The sequence below is a fragment of the Natrinema marinum genome (assembly GCF_024296685.1).
In the GTDB taxonomy this organism is placed as follows: domain Archaea; phylum Halobacteriota; class Halobacteria; order Halobacteriales; family Natrialbaceae; genus Natrinema; species Natrinema marinum.
This window is the reverse complement of sequence record NZ_CP100763.1, coordinates 3,555,026-3,571,530: the sequence shown is the minus strand read 5'-3', so window position 1 is coordinate 3,571,530 and position 16,505 is coordinate 3,555,026. Positions and strand designations below refer to the sequence as shown.

The window sequence follows — 16,505 nt, the reverse complement described above, 5'->3', positions numbered from 1 at the left end:
TGTGCGTTCTCAGTTTCCACCCCGTACTCACGGCGCTTACGCGCGCCGTTCCGCTGACGCGTCGTCCGCATCGCCGAGGATCTGTAGGGACGACTCCGGCTCGCCGTCGGTCGCGTCCGGCCTCGAGACGTGGATCTCACGCTGCGGAAACGGAATGTCGATCTCGGCTGCGGTCAGTGCCTTGTACATCGCCCGGTTGAGTTCGTGCGTGGCCCTGTTGACGCGAGTCGGCGCGGCCACCCAGCAGAGGAGTTCGTACTCGAGTGCCGAATCGCCGAAGGCACGAAATCGCATCCGCGGTTTCGGCGAGTCGAGAACGAGCGATTCCGCGTCGGCGAGCTCGAGGACGAGTTCCTCGAAGGCGTCGATGTCCGTCCCGTAGCCGACGCCGATGGGGACCTTGAGCCGCCTGCGACGTTGGGGTGCCGACTGGTTGATCACCTTCGCGGCGTTCAGGGCCGCGTTCGGCACCGTGATGAGGACTTCGTCACGCATCATCAGCGTCGTCGATCGGATGCCAACCTTGACGACGGTACCCGCCTCGCCGGAGTCCAGTTCGATGTAGTCGCCGATTTTGTAAGTGTCGTCGAAGTAGAGCGCGATCCCGCCGAAGAAGTTCGCGACGGTGTCTCGAGCGGCGAAGCCGACCGCGATACCGGCGACGCCGGCGGCTCCGAGCAGCGGCGAGATGCTGTACTCCCACAGCGTCAGCAGGACTCCAATCGTGCCGACGAAGACGATCAGTGTCCAGACGTTCGAGAAGACGGGCGCGAAGTCAAAGCGCGAGCCCTCGTCGTTCATCTCCTCGACGAACCGGTTGACGATCCGGTTCGAGGCGAACGCCCAGGCGACGACGATGACGGACAGCGAGGGCTTGCCGAAGAAGGTATCGAGCTGATCCGCCGTCACGAGGACGGTTTCGGTGACAGAGGGGAGTTGCGTGAGCAGATAGATACCGGCCAGCGCGGCCATGACGACGACCGGCAGCCGGAGTTCCTCGACGAGGATGTAGTCGTACTGCGTCTTCGTCCGACTGGTGTATCGAAGCAACGTCCGGAGGACGACGACCTCGAGCGCGACCGCGATACCGAGCGAGAGGCCGACCAGCAGGAGGGTCGCTTGCCAGCCGGGGACGCCGTCGAACAGCCGCGTAAGGACCTCGAGGAGAGCCGCGTTCATAGGAGGGACAGGCTGATCAGCAAGGTAACAGTTTCTGAAACGATACTGTCAACTTTTCCCGACCGTCATCCGTGCTGTCGTCGGAGCCATCGCTCGCGCGAGCGATCGACCGGTCGATCACTCGAGTAGTCGGTCGAGATCCGCTCAAACGGATTCTTTATTTCCGCGGGGACCGCACCCGCGGCCAAGACCGCATGATCACCGACGCACAAATCGAGCGCTGGCTTCGCGAGGACGTCGGCCACCACGACGTGACCAATCAGGTGCCCGGCGAGACGACCGGCCGACTCGTCGCCAAGGAAGCGGGCGTCGCCGCCGGCCTCGAGGCTGCGGCGGCCGTCTTCGACTACCTCGACGTGTCCGTGGTCGACCGGCTCGAGGACGGGACTGAACTCGAGTCGGGCGACGAACTGCTCCGGGTCGCGGGCTCGGCCCGCGAGGTGTTGCGCGGCGAGCGCGTCGCGGTCAACCTCGCGGGCCACGCCTCGGGGATCGCGACGCGGACCGGCGAGGCGGTCGAGCGAGCGCGGACGGAGTCCGACGACGTCGCGATCGCCGCGACCAGGAAGACGACGCCCGGTTTACGCGGGCTCGAGAAACGGGCCGTCGTCGCCGGCGGCGGCGACACCCACCGGCTCGACCTCTCACAGATGGTGATGGTGAAGGACAACCACATCGAAGAACTGGGGCTCGAGGAGGCGATCGCCCACTTCCGAGAGCGAACGTCGTTCGCGACGAAGATCGATGTGGAAGTCGAGTCGGTCGCGGACGCGCCGCGGGCCGCCGCGGCGGGGGCCGATATCGTCCTGCTGGACAACATGACGCCCGCGGAGACGCGGGCGGCGGTGGACGAACTCGCCGACTACGAGGGCGTGCTGGCCGAGGCCAGCGGTGGCATCGGGCTCGCGGACGTTCCGGCGTACGCCGCGACGGGCGTCGACGTGATCTCGATGGGGTCGCTAACCCACTCCGCGCCGTCGTTGGACCTGTCGTTCCGAACGGGCGAGTAGCGCCCCTCTCAGTCCGCGCTCCACTCCCTGACGTCCGACTCCTCGAGAAAGAGCGACGGATCGTCGTGGGAGAAGCTGACCCAGCCGCTCTCTGGATCGGCCAGCACGTGAATCAGCAACTCTTCCTCGACGAGCGCCGTCTCGAAGACGGACCGCGCATCGGAGATGTCGTAGGAGAGCGGGACGAAGATCGCCGTCTCGCTGTCCTCGTCGCGTTCGACCGCGAGCGCGACCCGTCGGTCGCTCCCGTCGTCGGCCAGCGGGCGGTAGTAGACGTCGGCCGCGGTGATCGTGACCGCTCCCTCCTCGATGAGTCCCGCGACGGCGTCGTACTCCTGGGCGGAGACCGACACGTCGAGCCCGAACCGATCGTCGGAGTCGACCGGCGAGACCGCCGCGGGCTCGACGACGACGGCATCCCAGCCGTCTTCGCGGTACTCCTCGGCGATGGCGCGCGCGTCCTCGAGGAGATCGACCCATAGCGAGTCTGCCGACTCGTCCGTCTCCTCGGATCGATCCGTCGTCATCGACTCGCCTCCGAGTTCGTTCGCGACAACATATTCGACTTGGACACCGCGGAGCCGAAAAAGCGTTACCTCACGTCGGTGACCGAGGACCGGGCGTCGCCGACCAGCGTATCCTCGAGCGCCGTCCGAACGATGTCCGGATCGGCTGGGCCGCCCGCGTCCGCGACGGTGCCGACCGTTCGCGGCTCGAACGGCACGCCGAGCGCGTCGTAGACCGGCTCGAGAACGCCGGCGAGCGCGTCGCGGTTCGCGACGAGAACGACACCGGCGACGAGCGCCGCGTCCTGGCGAACCCGCTGGGCGATGCCGACGAGTTTCCGTCGCCGTCCGTCCCGCCGCTCGGCGTCGGCCGCGTCCGTTACCGACAGCGAGTGCGTCCCCGGACAGAACGAGTCGTCGGGCTCGCCGCGAACCGGCTCGAGTCCGAGCGTCCGAAGCGCGCGCTCGAGGTCGGCCGTCGCACGCTCGTAGCGCTCGGCGGTGCCGGTCCGGAAGTCCGCGATGGGCTCGGCGCGGGCGAACGCCAGCGTCGTCTCGCCGTCGTAGGCCACCGCGCGGCCGCCCACGTCGCGTTCGATCGGCGGATAGCCGCGCTCGTCGGCGACCGCGCGGGCGCGGTCGTACCCCTCGAGGCGGGCGTCCCGGCGGCCGAAGGCGACCTGTCGGTGCGGAGCCCAGACGCGAACGGCGGGCTCACCGTCTGCCGCCGCCGAAAGGAGCCGCTCGCTCGCCTCGCGATCGGCGTCGATCGACGCCGCCTGCCCGCGGAACACGCGCATAGCCGATCGTCGGACCCGACGCACCTAAACGCTCCCGCCGCCCAGGTACCGGTACTCGATGGCCGTCACGCTCACCGAGGCCGCGCTGGCGAAGTACGCGCGCGTCTCGCTGTACAACTCGCCGTACCCTGCCCACGACGGCGGCTGCGCGATCGACCTCTATCCCGGGACGCTGATCGACGGCCGAACGACGGCCGCGCCGAGCCCGGTCGCCGGCACCGTCCGCGAGACCCGGACCGTCCGCGCGCCGCCGAAACCATACGCGCCCGAGCACGACCACTTGATCCTAGTCGACTGCGACGGCCCCACGCCGCTCGAGGGGCTGACCGCCAGAATCCTCCACGTCGACCCCGCCGTCGAGGCTGGCGACCGAGTCGAGCGGGGCGACTCGCTCGGCCGACTCGTCCGAGCGGGGTTTTTCGCACCGTGGGTCGACAACCACCTCCACGTCGGCTTCCGCCGGTCGGACCAGAACCCGTATCGGGCGTCGGGATCGCTCCCGATCGAGCTCGAGGTGCCGATCCGGCCGCTCGAGTGGGATGGCACAGGTCAAGTCGTCTCGACCGGCGAGACTTACGCCGCCCTCGATTCGCCCGCCCATCCAGCGCCCGGCACGGACTTCGTCGGCGTGGCCGCCGACGGCGGCGGCGTCCTCGATGGCGGGCTACCACACTACGATGGCGGTGGGTTGCTCGAGCGCGGGGATGGCAGCGGATCGCTCGAGGCCGACACGGAACCCGTCGTCTCGCTGAACGGCGACCGCCTCGGCGTCGCCGACGGCCGAACGATCGCGTGGGACGACGTGACCGTCACCGCGAACGGCGAGCCGATCACGGGGCTGTCGCTGTTCTGTGCGCGCGACGCCGACTTCGGCGCGAAACTGATCTGCCCCGAGCGAACGTTCGAGCGGGGAGAGCGAGTTCAGGTCCGCGTTCGCTCGAGCGAGCAGGTCTGAGCGGGCTTCAGCCGTCTTGCAACGACGGGCCGTCGACCACGCGGCCGACGAACAGCGGCGTCTCGGTGGGCCGGTCGCGGACGTAGAAGAGGAACGGGCGATCGACGGTCACCTCGACCGGGTCCGTCGCGGCGGTCTCGACCACGATGACCGCCGTCGCGGCCGCGGCCTCCGTTCCCTCCTCGTCGACCTCGACGAAGCTCTGGTGGACGATGTCGTCGACAGCGAGGTTGGACTGATCACCCTCGACCATGCCGCTGAAGTCCGCGGCCCCGGTGAACGCTCGCTCCATTCCCAGTCCCTGCATCGTCTCGACGAGGCTGAACTTCGACTCGATGCCGAACTTCGGGAGCGCGAGGTCGACCCGCGTCTCGCCCGCCGCCTCGAGCATCGTCGCGAGTCGGTCGACGGTGAGCGCGGCCTCGAACGCCTCGAACTCGCCCTCGGCAGGAAGGAGAACGACCATGCTGGTGTCGTCGTTCGCGTAGGGGAGTTCGACGAGTTGGTGGCCGTCGACCTCGGCGTAGGGAAACCGGCCGGTCTGGTGCATCAGTTCGACCTCGGTCTCGCTCCCATCGAGGCCAGTAAACGGCGCTGGTTCGGTGTCGGACGGGTCGAACTCTCGCTTCCAGGCCGCGCGGAAGGAGATCGCGTTCGTCAGGACGAGCCGGGTCGCGCTGTCGATCGAGCCCTCGGGGAGGAGGTCCTCGATACGATCGTTCGTCCGGTCCGCGACCCAGGCGTTGATCTCCCGGCGCGCCTCCTCGGGATTTCCGTCGAAGTCGACCAGCCGCTCGCCAGCCTCGTAGTAGGCCGCGAGCAACTCGAGGTAGTCCCCGTCGAACGGATAGCGCTGCTCGAGCCAGGCCGAGTTGGCGCTCGCGAGCCGGAAGGCGGGACCGTCGTCCGACGAGTCCGTCGACGTTTCGCCCGCGGGATCGTCGACGGCGTCGCCGTCCTCGTTGCGCCGCCGAAACTCCGCCTCGAGCGCGCGGAAGGCGGCGTGGAGGTCGTCGCCCTCGAGTTCGTACCGCAGGGCGTCGGCCATCTCGGTGGCCGTCTCGCCGCGGGCACCGGCGTAGGTCATCGCCAGCGCGACCGAGACGCTGTACGGCGAGTAAAACAGGTTCTCGCCGGGCCGCTGGGATCGAAGCTCTGCGAGGAGGTCGAGCGAGAACGCCACGTTTCCCCGGACCTGCGCGGCGAGCAGCGTCGACTCGATTTCGGGGTCGGTGGCGAGGTCGATCCTCGGGAAGTCGGGAACGACGTACTCGCCGGGCACCTCATCGCGGACCAGATGGATGGAAGCGGGATCGTCCGATCGGCCGTCGGTGGCGGGCGAGTCGCCACCGATTCCAGCACAGCCGGCCGCGCCAGCGAGGAGGGCACCGGTGAGGGCGAGAACGGTTCGCCTATCAGTTGGCATAGGCAAGCGGACATGGGGGAGTAAAAAGTGCTTTCTGTAGACTGAAACGCCGCTTTGAGCCTCCTGCTCGAGGTGGTGCTACTCGCCGCGATGGGCCGCTTTCGCCCGCTGATAGGCCTCGTCCTCGCGGACGCGCTCCCAGTACGCCTCGAAGACGAGCGCCGCGGCTCGTTTGTCCGGGTCGGCCCAGCGCTGGGGTTCACGCTCGTCACCGTCGTCGTACTTCTGACCGCCGGGATACTTCGCGTAGCGCATCGCGCGGGTGTACCCCATCTGGAGGTACTTGCGAGCCATGTCCATGCCGGGGAACTCGTCGTCCTCACGGTAGCGTTCGTATCGCTCGTAGATCGCCGCTGCGGACTCGCGAGCCGCGTCCTCGTCGGCGTACGACCACAGCGGGAGGAGTTCGCTCTTGTACGGTTCGACTTTGAAGACGCCCGCTTCGCCGCGACCGATCTCGTACCGTTCCGGGTGCTCGCGGAAATCGACATCGTACTCGGGACCGTCGTCACTCATCGGACTCACCACCGATACGGTCGATCACGAGGGGGCCGCCGTCGAACGCGCGGACCATAACCACCGAACGGGCCGGAGACGGATGAACCCTCGAGAACGGGAACGCCCGGAAACGTAGCGGTAAAGAACATCGGTGGGAGACGGAAGTACATGACCGACGATAGACAGGCGTTTTTCGAGGCGTTCGACGACATCGAGAGCGGGATTCAGCACCTCATCGACGAGAATCAGGAGTTCCTGTCGTGGCTCGGGACGACGGTCGAGAACGTCGACCGCGGGACGATGACGCTCGCGATTCCGTACGACGAGAAACTGACGAATACGCGGCCGGACGTGACCGACCGACGCGCGGACCTCCACGGCGGCGTCGCCGCGACCCTCATCGACACCGTCGGCGGCTTCGCGCTTCAGACGGCCCTCGAGGACGAGGATCCCTTCGAGGTCAGCATGGCGACGATCAATCTGAACATCAACTACCTCCGGCCGGCGACCGGCGACCTCGAGGCGACGGCGAACGTCGTCCGCCTCGGGGGGAGCGTCGGCGTCAGCGAGATCACCGTCGAGAGCACGACCCCCGACGGTGAGACGAAGGCGGTGGCCACCGGGCAGGGAGCCTACCGCGTCTTCCGCCCCGAGTAGGGCCGTCAGGCCGTTGGTCGCAGTTACCGCCCCCGTGGAGACACCGGTCCGACCGTCAAGAATCGGCGGTCAGCAGTCGGAGACGAGCCACGAAGAACACCGTCGCGAGCGCGAACGGGACGGCGTACAGGATCGAATCGAACGAGGTGAAGACGTACCAGAACACGTACGCGCTGGCCATGAGACCGACCACGTACACCGCTCGCAACCGGTCTTCGTTCATTCGGCGGTCCCCGCTCGGTTCGGTCCGGCGATCGGCCCCGCGAAACGAGATCGAGTGCGCTCCATATCCGCTCGTCGGAAAGACGACAGTAAAAGCTGTCCACTGACCGGCCGGCGCGGGGTCCGCGCTCGGCCGCTCGTACGGTGGATCGAACCCACGGCCTCGAAAGTGGTCGCCCGCCGCCCTAGGTATCGGCGGACAGCATCCGGAGCCGAACGACGAGGTAGACCGCCACGACGGCAAACGCGCCGGCGTAGAGCCAGGTTCCGTTCGTCACGGCGTAGCCGAACGCGACGACGTTGAGCGCGATCCCGATCAGGTACAGCGGTCGCAGGCGTCGTCGGTTCATTCTCGGTCACCGTCCGTGAGGGACTCGAGGCGCGAGTCCGTGGAGCCGCGGTCGATCACGCGAACTCGATCCCCGCGCTCGGTTCGACCTCGCCGAACAGCCACGCGGCGTGTTCGAGGGCGTACTCGTGGTGGTCGTCCTCGATCGCGCCGATGCAGTCCTCGACCAGGATCGGGCGGAAATCCCGCAGCCCGGCGCTGCCGGCGGTGTGGAGCACACAGACGTTCGCGAGGGTGCCACAGAGCACGAGGTCTTCGATCCCGCGGGCGTTCAGCCAGCCCTCGAGTTCGGTGTCGTAGAACGCGTCGTAGGTGTGTTTCTCGACGACGTGATCGTCCGCCTCGACGGGGAGTTCGTCGACGATCTCGGCCTCCCAGGACCCCTCGAGGACGTGTTCGCCCCACTGCTCGAACTCGTCGTAGTAGTGGGCGTCGTCGAACTGTTCCGGCGGGTGAACGTCGCGGGTGAAGATCACCTGCGTCCCGGCCGCGCGGGCTCGCTCGAGGAGGTCGGCGATCGGTCCGATCACGTCCTCGCTGCCCGGCGCGTACAGCGAGCCGTCCGGGTGACAGAAGCCGTTTTGCATGTCGACGACCACCACCGCCGTGCGATCTGGCTCGAGGCGCATGTCTGGTCGGGCGTACGGACGGGATCGTAAAAACGTTCGCGGGGCGCTCGAGCGCGGTCGCTGGCGCTCGGTCGACAGCGATCGCGGTGCGTGGCGGGCCAGACGACCGCCGACCAGAGCGTGCAATACGTTTATACGGCGGTCTCGTTTACGAGCGATAATGGATTCGTCTCCCGAGGGAGATGCCGAATTCCAGACGCAGATGCGTCAGCAGGAGGCCGTCGCCGACCTCGGACAGCAGGCACTCGAGACCGACGATCTCGATCGGTTGTTGTCCGACGCCTCGGCCGCGATCGCCGAGACGCTCGACGCCGAGTACGTCTCGGTGCTCGAGTTGTGCGCCGGCGGCGACGAGGCTCTGCTTCGACAGGGCGTCGGGTGGAGCGATGACCACGTGGACGAGACGACGGTGCCGGTGGATCCGGAATCCCGAGCTGGGCACGCGTTGCGGTCCGAGGATCCGGTGGTGGTCGACGATTTCCGTACCGAGGAGCGGTTTTCCGAACCGGAACTGGTGAGCCGCCACGATATCGTCAGCGGGATCAGCGTCGTCATCGGTCCGACGACAGAGCCGTGGGGCGTCTTGGAAACCGACACGACCGAGTGCCGTGATTTCACCGACCGCGACGCTGCCTTCGTCCAGAACGTCGCCACGGTTCTCGCGTCGGCGATCGAAAACAGGCGGACGCAGCGACGGTTCGAGGCGGTGTTCGAGGACCCGAACATCCTGGTCGGCCTGCTCGAGCCCGACGGGACGGTCGTCGACATCAACGGGACGGCGATGGAGTACATCGACGCGGAGTTAGCCGACGTGACCGGCGAACCGTTCTGGGAGACGCCGTGGTGGGGAGAAGGCGACGCGGTCCAGTCGGACGTCGAGGAGTGGACCGAACGCGCGGCGGCCGGCGAGTACGTGGATTTCGAGGCCGACCTCGTTCGGCCCCGCGGGGCCCACTATACGATCAGCGGCTATTTCAGACCCGTCACGGACGACGACGGCGAGGTCGTGTCGATCATCGTCTCCGATCGCGACGTGACCGAACGGAAAGAACGCGAGCGGGAACTCGAACTATTCCGGACGTTACTCGATCACAGCACGGAACTCGTCCTGGTAATCGATCCCGACACGGGACAGTTCCTCGACGCGAACGAGACGGCCTGCCGTCGCCTCGGTTACGATCGAGACGAACTACTCACGCTGTCGGTTCTCGACGTCGAACGGAAGTTTGACGAGACAGAGGACTGGCGATCCCACGCCGCGGACGCGAAGACGGAGAGCGCGGTGACTGTCGAAGGCGTCCACGAACGAAAAGACGGGACCACCTATCCGGCCGAAATCAACGTCACGTACGTCGAACTGGATCGAGAGTACATGCTCGCCGTCGCCCGCGACGTGACCGAGCGCCGGAAGCGGGAACGCCGGCTGTCGACGCTGATGGAGAACGTCCCCGGGATGGTCTATCGCTGCCGCAACGAGCGGGGGTGGCCGATGGAGTTCGTCAGCGACGCCTGCCGGGAGATCACCGGATACGAGCCGGCGGCACTGGAAGACGGGCGTATCAACTACGGCGCGGACGTCATGGTCGACGAGGACCGCGAGAAGGTCTGTGAAGCGGTCCAGCGGACGACCGACGAGCGGGATTCGTTCTCGGTGACCTACCGCATCGAGACCGCCGACGGCGAACGGCGGTGGGTCCGTTCCTACGGCCGCGTCCTCTCGGACGGCAACGGGGACGGCGAGATCCTCGAGGGGATCATCTCCGACATCACCGAGCGCAAGCGCCTGGAGAACGAGCTCAAGGCGTCGAACGAGCGGTTAGAGCAGTTCGCCTACGCGGCCTCCCACGACCTCCAAGAGCCGCTGCGGATGGTCACGAGCTACCTCCAGTTGCTCGAGGACCGATACGCCGACGCCTTCGACGAGGACGGCGAGGAGTTCCTAGCGTACGCGATCGACGGCGCCGAACGGATGCGCGAGATGATCGACGGTCTCCTCGAGTACTCGCGCGTCGATACGCAGGGCGATCCGTTCGAGCCGGTCGACCTGGAGGCGCTCTTAGAGGAGGTACTGGCGGATCTCCGAGTGCAGATCGAAGAGAGCGAGGCCGAGATCACGATTGGACGGTTGCCCCGCGTGAACGGCGACGACAGCCAGCTCCGACAGGTCTTGCAGAACCTCCTCTCGAACGCGATCACGTACAGCGGCGACGAGCCGCCACAGATCCACGTCGACGCCGATCGACGGGGTGAGATGTGGCGGCTCTCCGTTCGTGACGAGGGGATCGGCATCGATCCCGCCGATCAGAACCGCGTCTTCGAGGTGTTCCAGCGCCTTCACAGCCACGAGGAATACGCCGGGACGGGAATCGGACTGGCGCTCTGCCAGCGGATCGTCCAACGCCACGGCGGGGAGATCTGGGTCGACGGTAGATCCGGCGAGGGAGCGACGTTCTCGTTTACGCTGTCCGCAGTTCTCGCGCGCGACCGGTAAGCGCTCACCGCGGGTCGCCGACAGTCTCACGGACGATGGGTCCGTTCTCGAGCGGTGCAACCATCGTGCTTTTTACACTCCCATTCCAACGGATAGCTATCCGCTTCAGATGGAACCGACGCACCCCCGCTCGGCGGTCGCCCTCTTCTCGGTGTTGCTCGTCGCGGTGGTACTGACCGGCGGGGTCGCCGGCCCGGCACTGACGGCGACGGCAGCCGCGAGTCCGGACGGATCGGCGACCGCGTCCGCTGATTCGACAGTCCTGACTGCTGATTCGGCCGCAGCGACGACCCCGGCGGCCGTTCAGGCCCAGACCGAACGCCCCGACAACCCTACGACGGAGGGAACCGTCGGCTACGTCTCGGGCTACTGGTACGACGACTCGCTGGCGGTCGACGACCAGTCGAACGCGGTCGTCGAGGAGGACGAACTCGCGCCCGTCGTCTACCGATCGATGGCTCGCGTCGAACTGATCCGCAACATGACCTTCGACGAGGAGGTCACCGTCGATGTCGTCTCGCGCCAGGAGTACCGGCAGAACAACGACGGCCGCTTCGGGAACTTCACCGCCGCCGAGCGCTTGGAGCAGAACGTCGCCTACGAGGCGCTGTTCATGGTCGACCGCGAGACCGCGGCGGCCGACGCGACCGAGTCGCTGTACGGTGGCGCGGTCGACGGCTACTACGACCCCGAGACTGACGAGATCGTTATCGTCTCCGAAAACCCGGAGACGCCCGAGCTGGACGAACGCACGCTCGGCCACGAACTCGTCCACGCACTGCAGGATCAACACTACAACCTCTCGGCGCTCGAGGGGACGACCCAGGACCGCGAACTCGCGAAGAACGGGCTGGTCGAGGGCGACGCCAAGCGGGTCGAACTCGAGTACGAGAGCCGGTGTGGCTACCAGTGGGACTGCCTCGAGCCGAGCAGCGAGCGCCGCGGGCTGTCGTCGGACATCAACTGGGGCATCTACTTCACCATCTATCAGCCCTACAGCGACGGCCCCGACTACGTGAACCACCTCCGCTATCAGGGGCCGGGCTGGTCGGCCGTCAACGCAGCCTACGACGATCCGCCGACGACCACCTCGGCGGTGATCCACCCCGGTTCGGAGCGCGAGCCGGCGAACGTCTCGGTGCCGGACCGCTCGAGCGACGGCTGGCGACAGTTCACCGTCGACGGCGAGCCCGCGAGCGACACCGTCGGCGAGGCCGGCATGGTCGCGATGTTCACCGCCGACGCGTTCGGCTCGAGCCGCGAACCGGTGATCGACCAACGCGCGTTCCTCGCCGACGATCAGGGCTACCAGTACAACCACTCGGTCACGAACGGCTGGGCCGGCGACGAACTGGTCGTCTACGCGCAGGACGGCGCGGTCGAGGCAAGTACGCCGGCCGCGGCCGGCGAGGCCGGCTACGTCTGGCGCACGCGGTGGCAGTCGGCGGCCGACGCCGAGCAGTTCGTCGACGGCTACCTCCAGTTGCTCGAGAGCCACCGGGCCGAGCCGGTCGACGGACGGCAGAACGCCTTCCGAATCGACGACGGCGGCTACGCCGGCGCGTACGCCATCGAGCGCAACGGAACGACGGCGACGATCGTCCGCGCGCCGTCGGTCGACGAGCTGTCGAACGTCGAGGCCGGGGCCGCGCCCGAGGGCGAAGATACGCTCGAGTTTGCGGGGAGCAACGAGCCCGACGAGGTCCCCGGCTTCGGCCCGCTCGTCGCGGTCGGCGTGCTCGCGATCGCGCTGCTCGGCACGGGGGCGCGGATCGCCGTCGATCGTCGGCAATCCTGACCGACGGTGACTCCGCCAAAGCGAAACTGTCCACCGAGTCGAGCGACCGAGACGCCTTTCACGCTCTCGCCGAACAGTAGAGCAATGACGCGGGCCAGACTGTTCGCGGTCGTCGCGCTGGTCGTCCTCTCGGGGTGTACGCTCCCCGGCGACGCGACCGGGTTCGACACCGACCGCGAACTCGGGCGCGTCGGCGACTACGCCCACGACGACAGCTTCGCGTTCGACGCGAGCGACGGCCTCACCCGCGAGCAACTCGAGGCCGTCAAGTATCGCGCGATGGCCCGGATCGAGGTCGTCCGCGGGCTGAAGTTCAGCCGCGACGTGGATCTCGAGGTCGTGAGCCGCGCCGAGTATCGCGCCCAGCGAGCGGCCAGAACCGGGAACGCCGCCGCGTTCCGGAACGAGCTCTGGCGGGGCGCGTTCGTCGTCGACGGCCAGACGGACGTGAGTCGGGCGTTCGACGATCTCTACGGCGACTCGATTCAGGGCTACTACGTCAACGACCGGATCGTGATCATCACGAACGACACCGACGAGATCCGGATCGACCGCTGGACGCTAGTCCACGAACTGACCCACGCCCTGCAGGACCAGCAGTTCGGTATCGGCCGGGAGAGCGAGACCATCGACGGCCTGCGTGCCGAGAACGGCCTGCTCGAGGGGGAGGCCAACTACGTCCCGGAGCGCTACGATCGCCGCTGTGGCGACGAATGGCAGTGTCTGCCGGATCTCGAAACCGGGACGGCCTCGGGCGAGGCGCTCGCCGACCGGCCGTTCAACGTCGGCCTCTTCCTCTCGATCTACGTCCCGTACGCCGAAGGGGCGCCGTTCGTCGCGGACCGCTACGAGCGGGACGGCTGGGCGGCCGTCGATCGCGCCCACGACGACCCGCCGGCGAGCACCGCCCAACTGATCCATCCCGACCGCTACCCCGAGAGCGAGCCGGTCGCGGTGGCGATCCGGGATCGCTCGAGTGACGCCTGGCAGCCGATCGGGAGCGGCCCGAACGGGTCCGGCGAGCCCCGCACCGAGACGGTCGGCGAGGCGACCCTGTTCGCGACGTTGTGGGCCAACGCCGTGATCGACCGGCCGCTCACCGAGGGCGGCACCGCCCTCGGGCCGTACAACTACTCACACCCCGCGACGGCGGGGTGGGCCGGCGACAGCTTCCGGGTCTACCGGAGCGCGTCGGACGCGGATCGGCTCGGGCACGTCTGGCGGCTCGCCTGGGTGGACCCGGCCGACGCCCGGGAGTTCGCCGACGCCTACCGCGACCTCCTCGCGAACCGCGGGGCCGAACGGGTCGCGTCCGCGAGCGCCGACGAGACGGACGTCTACCGGATTTCCGACGGCGAGCCCTTCGCCGGCGCGTACCGCGTCTCGGTCGGCGGCGACACCGTCGAGATCGTCGGCGCGCCGACCGTCGACGGACTCGACGCGATCCACGCCGCGGGCGGCGAGTCGAACGCGATGGCTCCGGCGGCGCTCGAGTCCGGGCCCGCATCCGCGACGACGGTGCGGGCTGGAACCCCCGCAGCGCCGTCGACTGGGGGCTAATCGGCCGCACCGATTCGGATACCGGGCCGGTGGCAGACGAGTAGCTTTTTCCCTTCCCGCGGGCAACCGGCGATATGTCAAATCCGTTCGGAACCGTTCCCCCTGAGGCGATTCTCGCGGGGGACGCGACTGACGCCTACTTCGAGCGCACCCGGGCCACGCTCGAGCACGCGGGGAAGAACCCCCGCGTCGTCGCCGAAGTGACCGCCGATCAGTTCCCGACCGGCGAGTTCGATGTCTTCACCGGTGTGAAAGACATCGCGACGCTGTTCGAGGGCCGCGACGTCGACGTCGACGCCCTCCCCGACGGGACGCTGTTCGACGGCGGCCCCGTCTGCCGGATCGAAGGCCCATACCTCGAGTTCGCCGAACTCGAGACCTCGCTGCTGGGCTTTCTCTCCCAGCCCAGCGGCTTCGCGACGGCGGCGCTCGAGGCGCGGCTGGCGGCCCCGGACTCGCTGGTGCTCTCTTTCGGCGCGCGTCACGTCCACCCCTCGATCGCGGCGACCGTCGAGCGGGCCGCGTTGCTCGCCGGCCTCGACGGCTTTTCCCACGTGGCAGCGGGCGATATTCTGGGACGGGAGGCGGGCGGGACGATGCCCCACGCGCTCATGTTCTGCTTCGGCGAGGGCAATCAAGCCGACGCGTGGACGGCGTTCGACGAGGCCGTCGGCGCGGACGTGCCCCGAATCGCGCTGGTCGACACCTTCTGGGACGAGAAAAGCGAGAGCCTGCTGGCCGCCGAGACGCTTGGCGACGATCTGGACGGTGTCCGGATCGACACCACGGGCTCCCGACGCGGCGATTTCGAGCACATCATCCGCGAGGTCCGCTGGGAACTCGACGCCCGCGGCCGCGAGGACGTCGACATCTTCTGTAGCGGCGGGCTCACGCCCGAGACGATCCGTCCCCTGCGCGAGGTCGCCGACGGCTTCGGCGTCGGCAGTCACATCACCGGCGCGGACTCGGTGGACTTCAGCCTCGACATCGTAGAAATAGCGGACGAACCGATCTCCAAGCGGGGCAAGCTCTCCGGCGTCAAACAAGTCTACCGGACCGCCGACGGCGGTCACCACGTCGCGCTCGCCGACCGCGAGAGCCCCGAGGGCTGCGAGCCCCTGCTCGAGCCGCTGCTCCGCGACGGCGAGATCGTCCGCGAGTTCGACCTCGAGGCGGCGACAGAACGGTGTCTCGCGGACGCCGAAGCGGTCGGGTTCGGCGAGACTCGAGAGCGGGTTGACTGAGTCGGAGAACCTGCTCAAGGTGAAGCTCGCGGCCCTCGGCCGGCGGGCGCGCTCGGAGTAAGGGCGGCCGCGTCAGTGAACCGGTGGACAGGACAGGCTCTCGAGTCGGTAGCGAATCGGTTGGAGAAGCGGAATCGACCGTTAGACCTGCTCGATGCTGCCGTCGGCCTCGCGCTCGCGGAAAACCTGTCCCTCGAACAGCGTGACGATCACGTCGTCGTCCTGCCAGGCCTCCGGCGCGAGTTTGGCCTTCCGGCAGGTGCGATCGAGGTACTCGCGGGCGCTCCAGCCGTTTTCGACCGGTACCGTGGGATAGAGCCAACCGCCCTCGCCGCCGTCGATGGCGACGCCGTGGGTACCGACCTCGAGATCGGCCAGCGGATCGTCGGTCAGGAGTACGTTTCGGACGGTGCAGACGGAGACCGTGAGGTTCGGCAGTTCCGAGGGGCTCACTTCCGAGCCACAGGAGTCCTCGCTGGCGGCTTCGATCGCCGCGTCGACGATGACGTGTCCGAGCTGGTCGCCCGAGCGGTAGCCGCCCGCACAGCCCCGCAGGCTCCCCCGCCCGCGGGTCGACTCGAGGCGGACGAACGCGCCGGTCCGCTCGTAGAAGGCTTCGCGCATGCTGCCCGGTTGTTCTCGCTGCCCGTGTTGTACGTAGGATTCGACGGATTCACGCGCGAGTTCGACCGCGCGCGCACCGTCCTCGTAGGAAAGGTCGACGCCCTGTCCCTGGGACATACAGAAACACAAGGGAGTAGTCGTCCTAAAACGCTTCCATTCGCTGCGGGGCGCTTTTTGTACTCCGATCGGGGGACTTATTCGCCCGACGCGCCTAGGAGTGATGGGAGAGAGAGCCCGGCTGCCGCGATGGTCGCGTCGGCAACGGCGCGACCACCTCCCTCGCGTTGCCCGTCCCTTCGGGATGCGCAACGCTCTACCGTTGGCCAACCCTCCGGGTTGCCCAACGCTCGTAACGTGATCCATCCCTTCGGGATGCATCACGCTCATAACGTGGCCCATCTCTCCGAGATGCGCCACGCTCGCGAGGAAAGTCCCCCCACCCGTTCGGGCGGGTGACCGGACGCAAGTCCGGAGCGGGAGACCGCTGGCTCTGGAACAGAAACGACACGTCTCGGCCCGACCGATGATGCGCGCGAACCCGACCGAGAGGAAGGGGA

16 protein-coding genes are annotated in these 16,505 nt (G+C 67.8%); 7 read left to right on the top strand and 9 right to left on the bottom strand.

Annotated elements, in window-relative coordinates:
• Window positions 1–36 precede the first annotated feature (36 nt).
• Entirely contained in the window at window positions 37–1,179 is a 1,143-nt protein-coding gene (locus tag NKH51_RS17715; protein ID WP_254762990.1) for a mechanosensitive ion channel family protein, read from the bottom strand.
• Between the two features lie 194 nt (window positions 1,180–1,373).
• On the opposite strand from NKH51_RS17715, the gene nadC reads away from it, so the two are divergent.
• Window positions 1,374–2,189, top strand: coding sequence for a carboxylating nicotinate-nucleotide diphosphorylase (gene nadC / locus NKH51_RS17710; protein WP_254762989.1), 816 nt, complete (start codon window positions 1,374–1,376; stop codon window positions 2,187–2,189).
• An 8-nt stretch (window positions 2,190–2,197) separates the two neighbouring features.
• On the opposite strand, the gene NKH51_RS17705 is transcribed toward nadC, so the two are convergent.
• Both NKH51_RS17705 and NKH51_RS17700 read right to left on the bottom strand, forming a co-directional pair.
• Window positions 2,198–2,716: a DUF7529 family protein gene (locus NKH51_RS17705; protein ID WP_254762988.1), complete on the bottom strand. Its 519-nt coding sequence runs from the start codon at window positions 2,714–2,716 to the stop codon at window positions 2,198–2,200.
• A 65-nt stretch (window positions 2,717–2,781) separates the two neighbouring features.
• Window positions 2,782–3,495 carry a lipoyl protein ligase domain-containing protein gene (locus NKH51_RS17700; RefSeq protein ID WP_254762987.1) on the bottom strand — a complete coding sequence of 238 codons (714 nt, stop codon included), beginning with the start codon at window positions 3,493–3,495 and terminating at the stop codon, window positions 2,782–2,784.
• Window positions 3,496–3,553: 58 nt separating this feature from the next.
• On the opposite strand from NKH51_RS17700, the gene NKH51_RS17695 reads away from it, so the two are divergent.
• The gene (locus NKH51_RS17695) at window positions 3,554–4,450 is read left to right on the top strand and encodes a DUF8155 domain-containing protein (RefSeq protein WP_254762986.1); all 897 of its coding nucleotides are present in this window, start codon (window positions 3,554–3,556) and stop codon (window positions 4,448–4,450) included.
• Between the two features lie 7 nt (window positions 4,451–4,457).
• Here the strand turns inward: NKH51_RS17695 and NKH51_RS17690 are convergent, their stop codons facing one another.
• Window positions 4,458–5,876, bottom strand: a complete 1,419-nt coding sequence (locus NKH51_RS17690; RefSeq protein WP_254762985.1) for a serpin family protein — start codon at window positions 5,874–5,876, stop codon at window positions 4,458–4,460.
• Between the two features lie 78 nt (window positions 5,877–5,954).
• Window positions 5,955–6,392 (bottom strand): DUF4385 domain-containing protein, encoded by a 438-nt coding sequence (locus NKH51_RS17685; protein ID WP_254762984.1) that lies wholly within the window; start codon window positions 6,390–6,392, stop codon window positions 5,955–5,957.
• Window positions 6,393–6,542: 150 nt separating this feature from the next.
• On the opposite strand from NKH51_RS17685, the gene NKH51_RS17680 reads away from it, so the two are divergent.
• Window positions 6,543–7,031 carry a PaaI family thioesterase gene (locus NKH51_RS17680; protein WP_254762983.1) on the top strand — a complete coding sequence of 163 codons (489 nt, stop codon included), beginning with the start codon at window positions 6,543–6,545 and terminating at the stop codon, window positions 7,029–7,031.
• 55 nt (window positions 7,032–7,086) lie between these two features.
• On the opposite strand, the gene NKH51_RS17675 is transcribed toward NKH51_RS17680, so the two are convergent.
• The 3 genes from NKH51_RS17675 to NKH51_RS17665 all read right to left on the bottom strand — a co-directional run bounded on the left by NKH51_RS17675 (window position 7,087) and on the right by NKH51_RS17665 (window position 8,231).
• Window positions 7,087–7,254: a hypothetical protein gene (locus NKH51_RS17675; RefSeq protein ID WP_254762982.1), complete on the bottom strand. Its 168-nt coding sequence runs from the start codon at window positions 7,252–7,254 to the stop codon at window positions 7,087–7,089.
• A 184-nt stretch (window positions 7,255–7,438) separates the two neighbouring features.
• The gene (locus NKH51_RS17670) at window positions 7,439–7,603 is read right to left on the bottom strand and encodes a hypothetical protein (RefSeq protein ID WP_254762981.1); all 165 of its coding nucleotides are present in this window, start codon (window positions 7,601–7,603) and stop codon (window positions 7,439–7,441) included.
• A gap of 55 nt (window positions 7,604–7,658) precedes the next feature.
• A complete protein-coding gene (locus NKH51_RS17665; protein WP_254762980.1) occupies window positions 7,659–8,231 on the bottom strand; it encodes a cysteine hydrolase family protein in 573 nt (190 codons plus the stop codon).
• Window positions 8,232–8,391: 160 nt separating this feature from the next.
• Here NKH51_RS17665 and NKH51_RS17660 point away from each other — a divergent pair, with 160 nt between their 5' ends.
• The 4 genes from NKH51_RS17660 (at window position 8,392) to NKH51_RS17645 (ending at window position 15,324) form a co-directional block, all read left to right on the top strand.
• The gene (locus NKH51_RS17660) at window positions 8,392–10,722 is read left to right on the top strand and encodes a PAS domain S-box protein (RefSeq protein ID WP_254762979.1); all 2,331 of its coding nucleotides are present in this window, start codon (window positions 8,392–8,394) and stop codon (window positions 10,720–10,722) included.
• A gap of 109 nt (window positions 10,723–10,831) precedes the next feature.
• Entirely contained in the window at window positions 10,832–12,520 is a 1,689-nt protein-coding gene (locus NKH51_RS17655) for an Hvo_1808 family surface protein (protein WP_254762978.1), read from the top strand.
• 84 nt (window positions 12,521–12,604) lie between these two features.
• The gene (locus tag NKH51_RS17650) at window positions 12,605–14,080 is read left to right on the top strand and encodes an Hvo_1808 family surface protein (protein ID WP_254762977.1); all 1,476 of its coding nucleotides are present in this window, start codon (window positions 12,605–12,607) and stop codon (window positions 14,078–14,080) included.
• 74 nt (window positions 14,081–14,154) lie between these two features.
• Complete coding sequence (locus NKH51_RS17645) at window positions 14,155–15,324, top strand: nicotinate phosphoribosyltransferase (protein ID WP_254762976.1); 1,170 nt, start codon at window positions 14,155–14,157, stop codon at window positions 15,322–15,324.
• Window positions 15,325–15,465: 141 nt separating this feature from the next.
• Here the strand turns inward: NKH51_RS17645 and NKH51_RS17640 are convergent, their stop codons facing one another.
• Window positions 15,466–16,065 carry a TIGR00296 family protein gene (locus NKH51_RS17640; RefSeq protein WP_254762975.1) on the bottom strand — a complete coding sequence of 200 codons (600 nt, stop codon included), beginning with the start codon at window positions 16,063–16,065 and terminating at the stop codon, window positions 15,466–15,468.
• Between the last annotated feature and the right edge of the window lie 440 nt (window positions 16,066–16,505).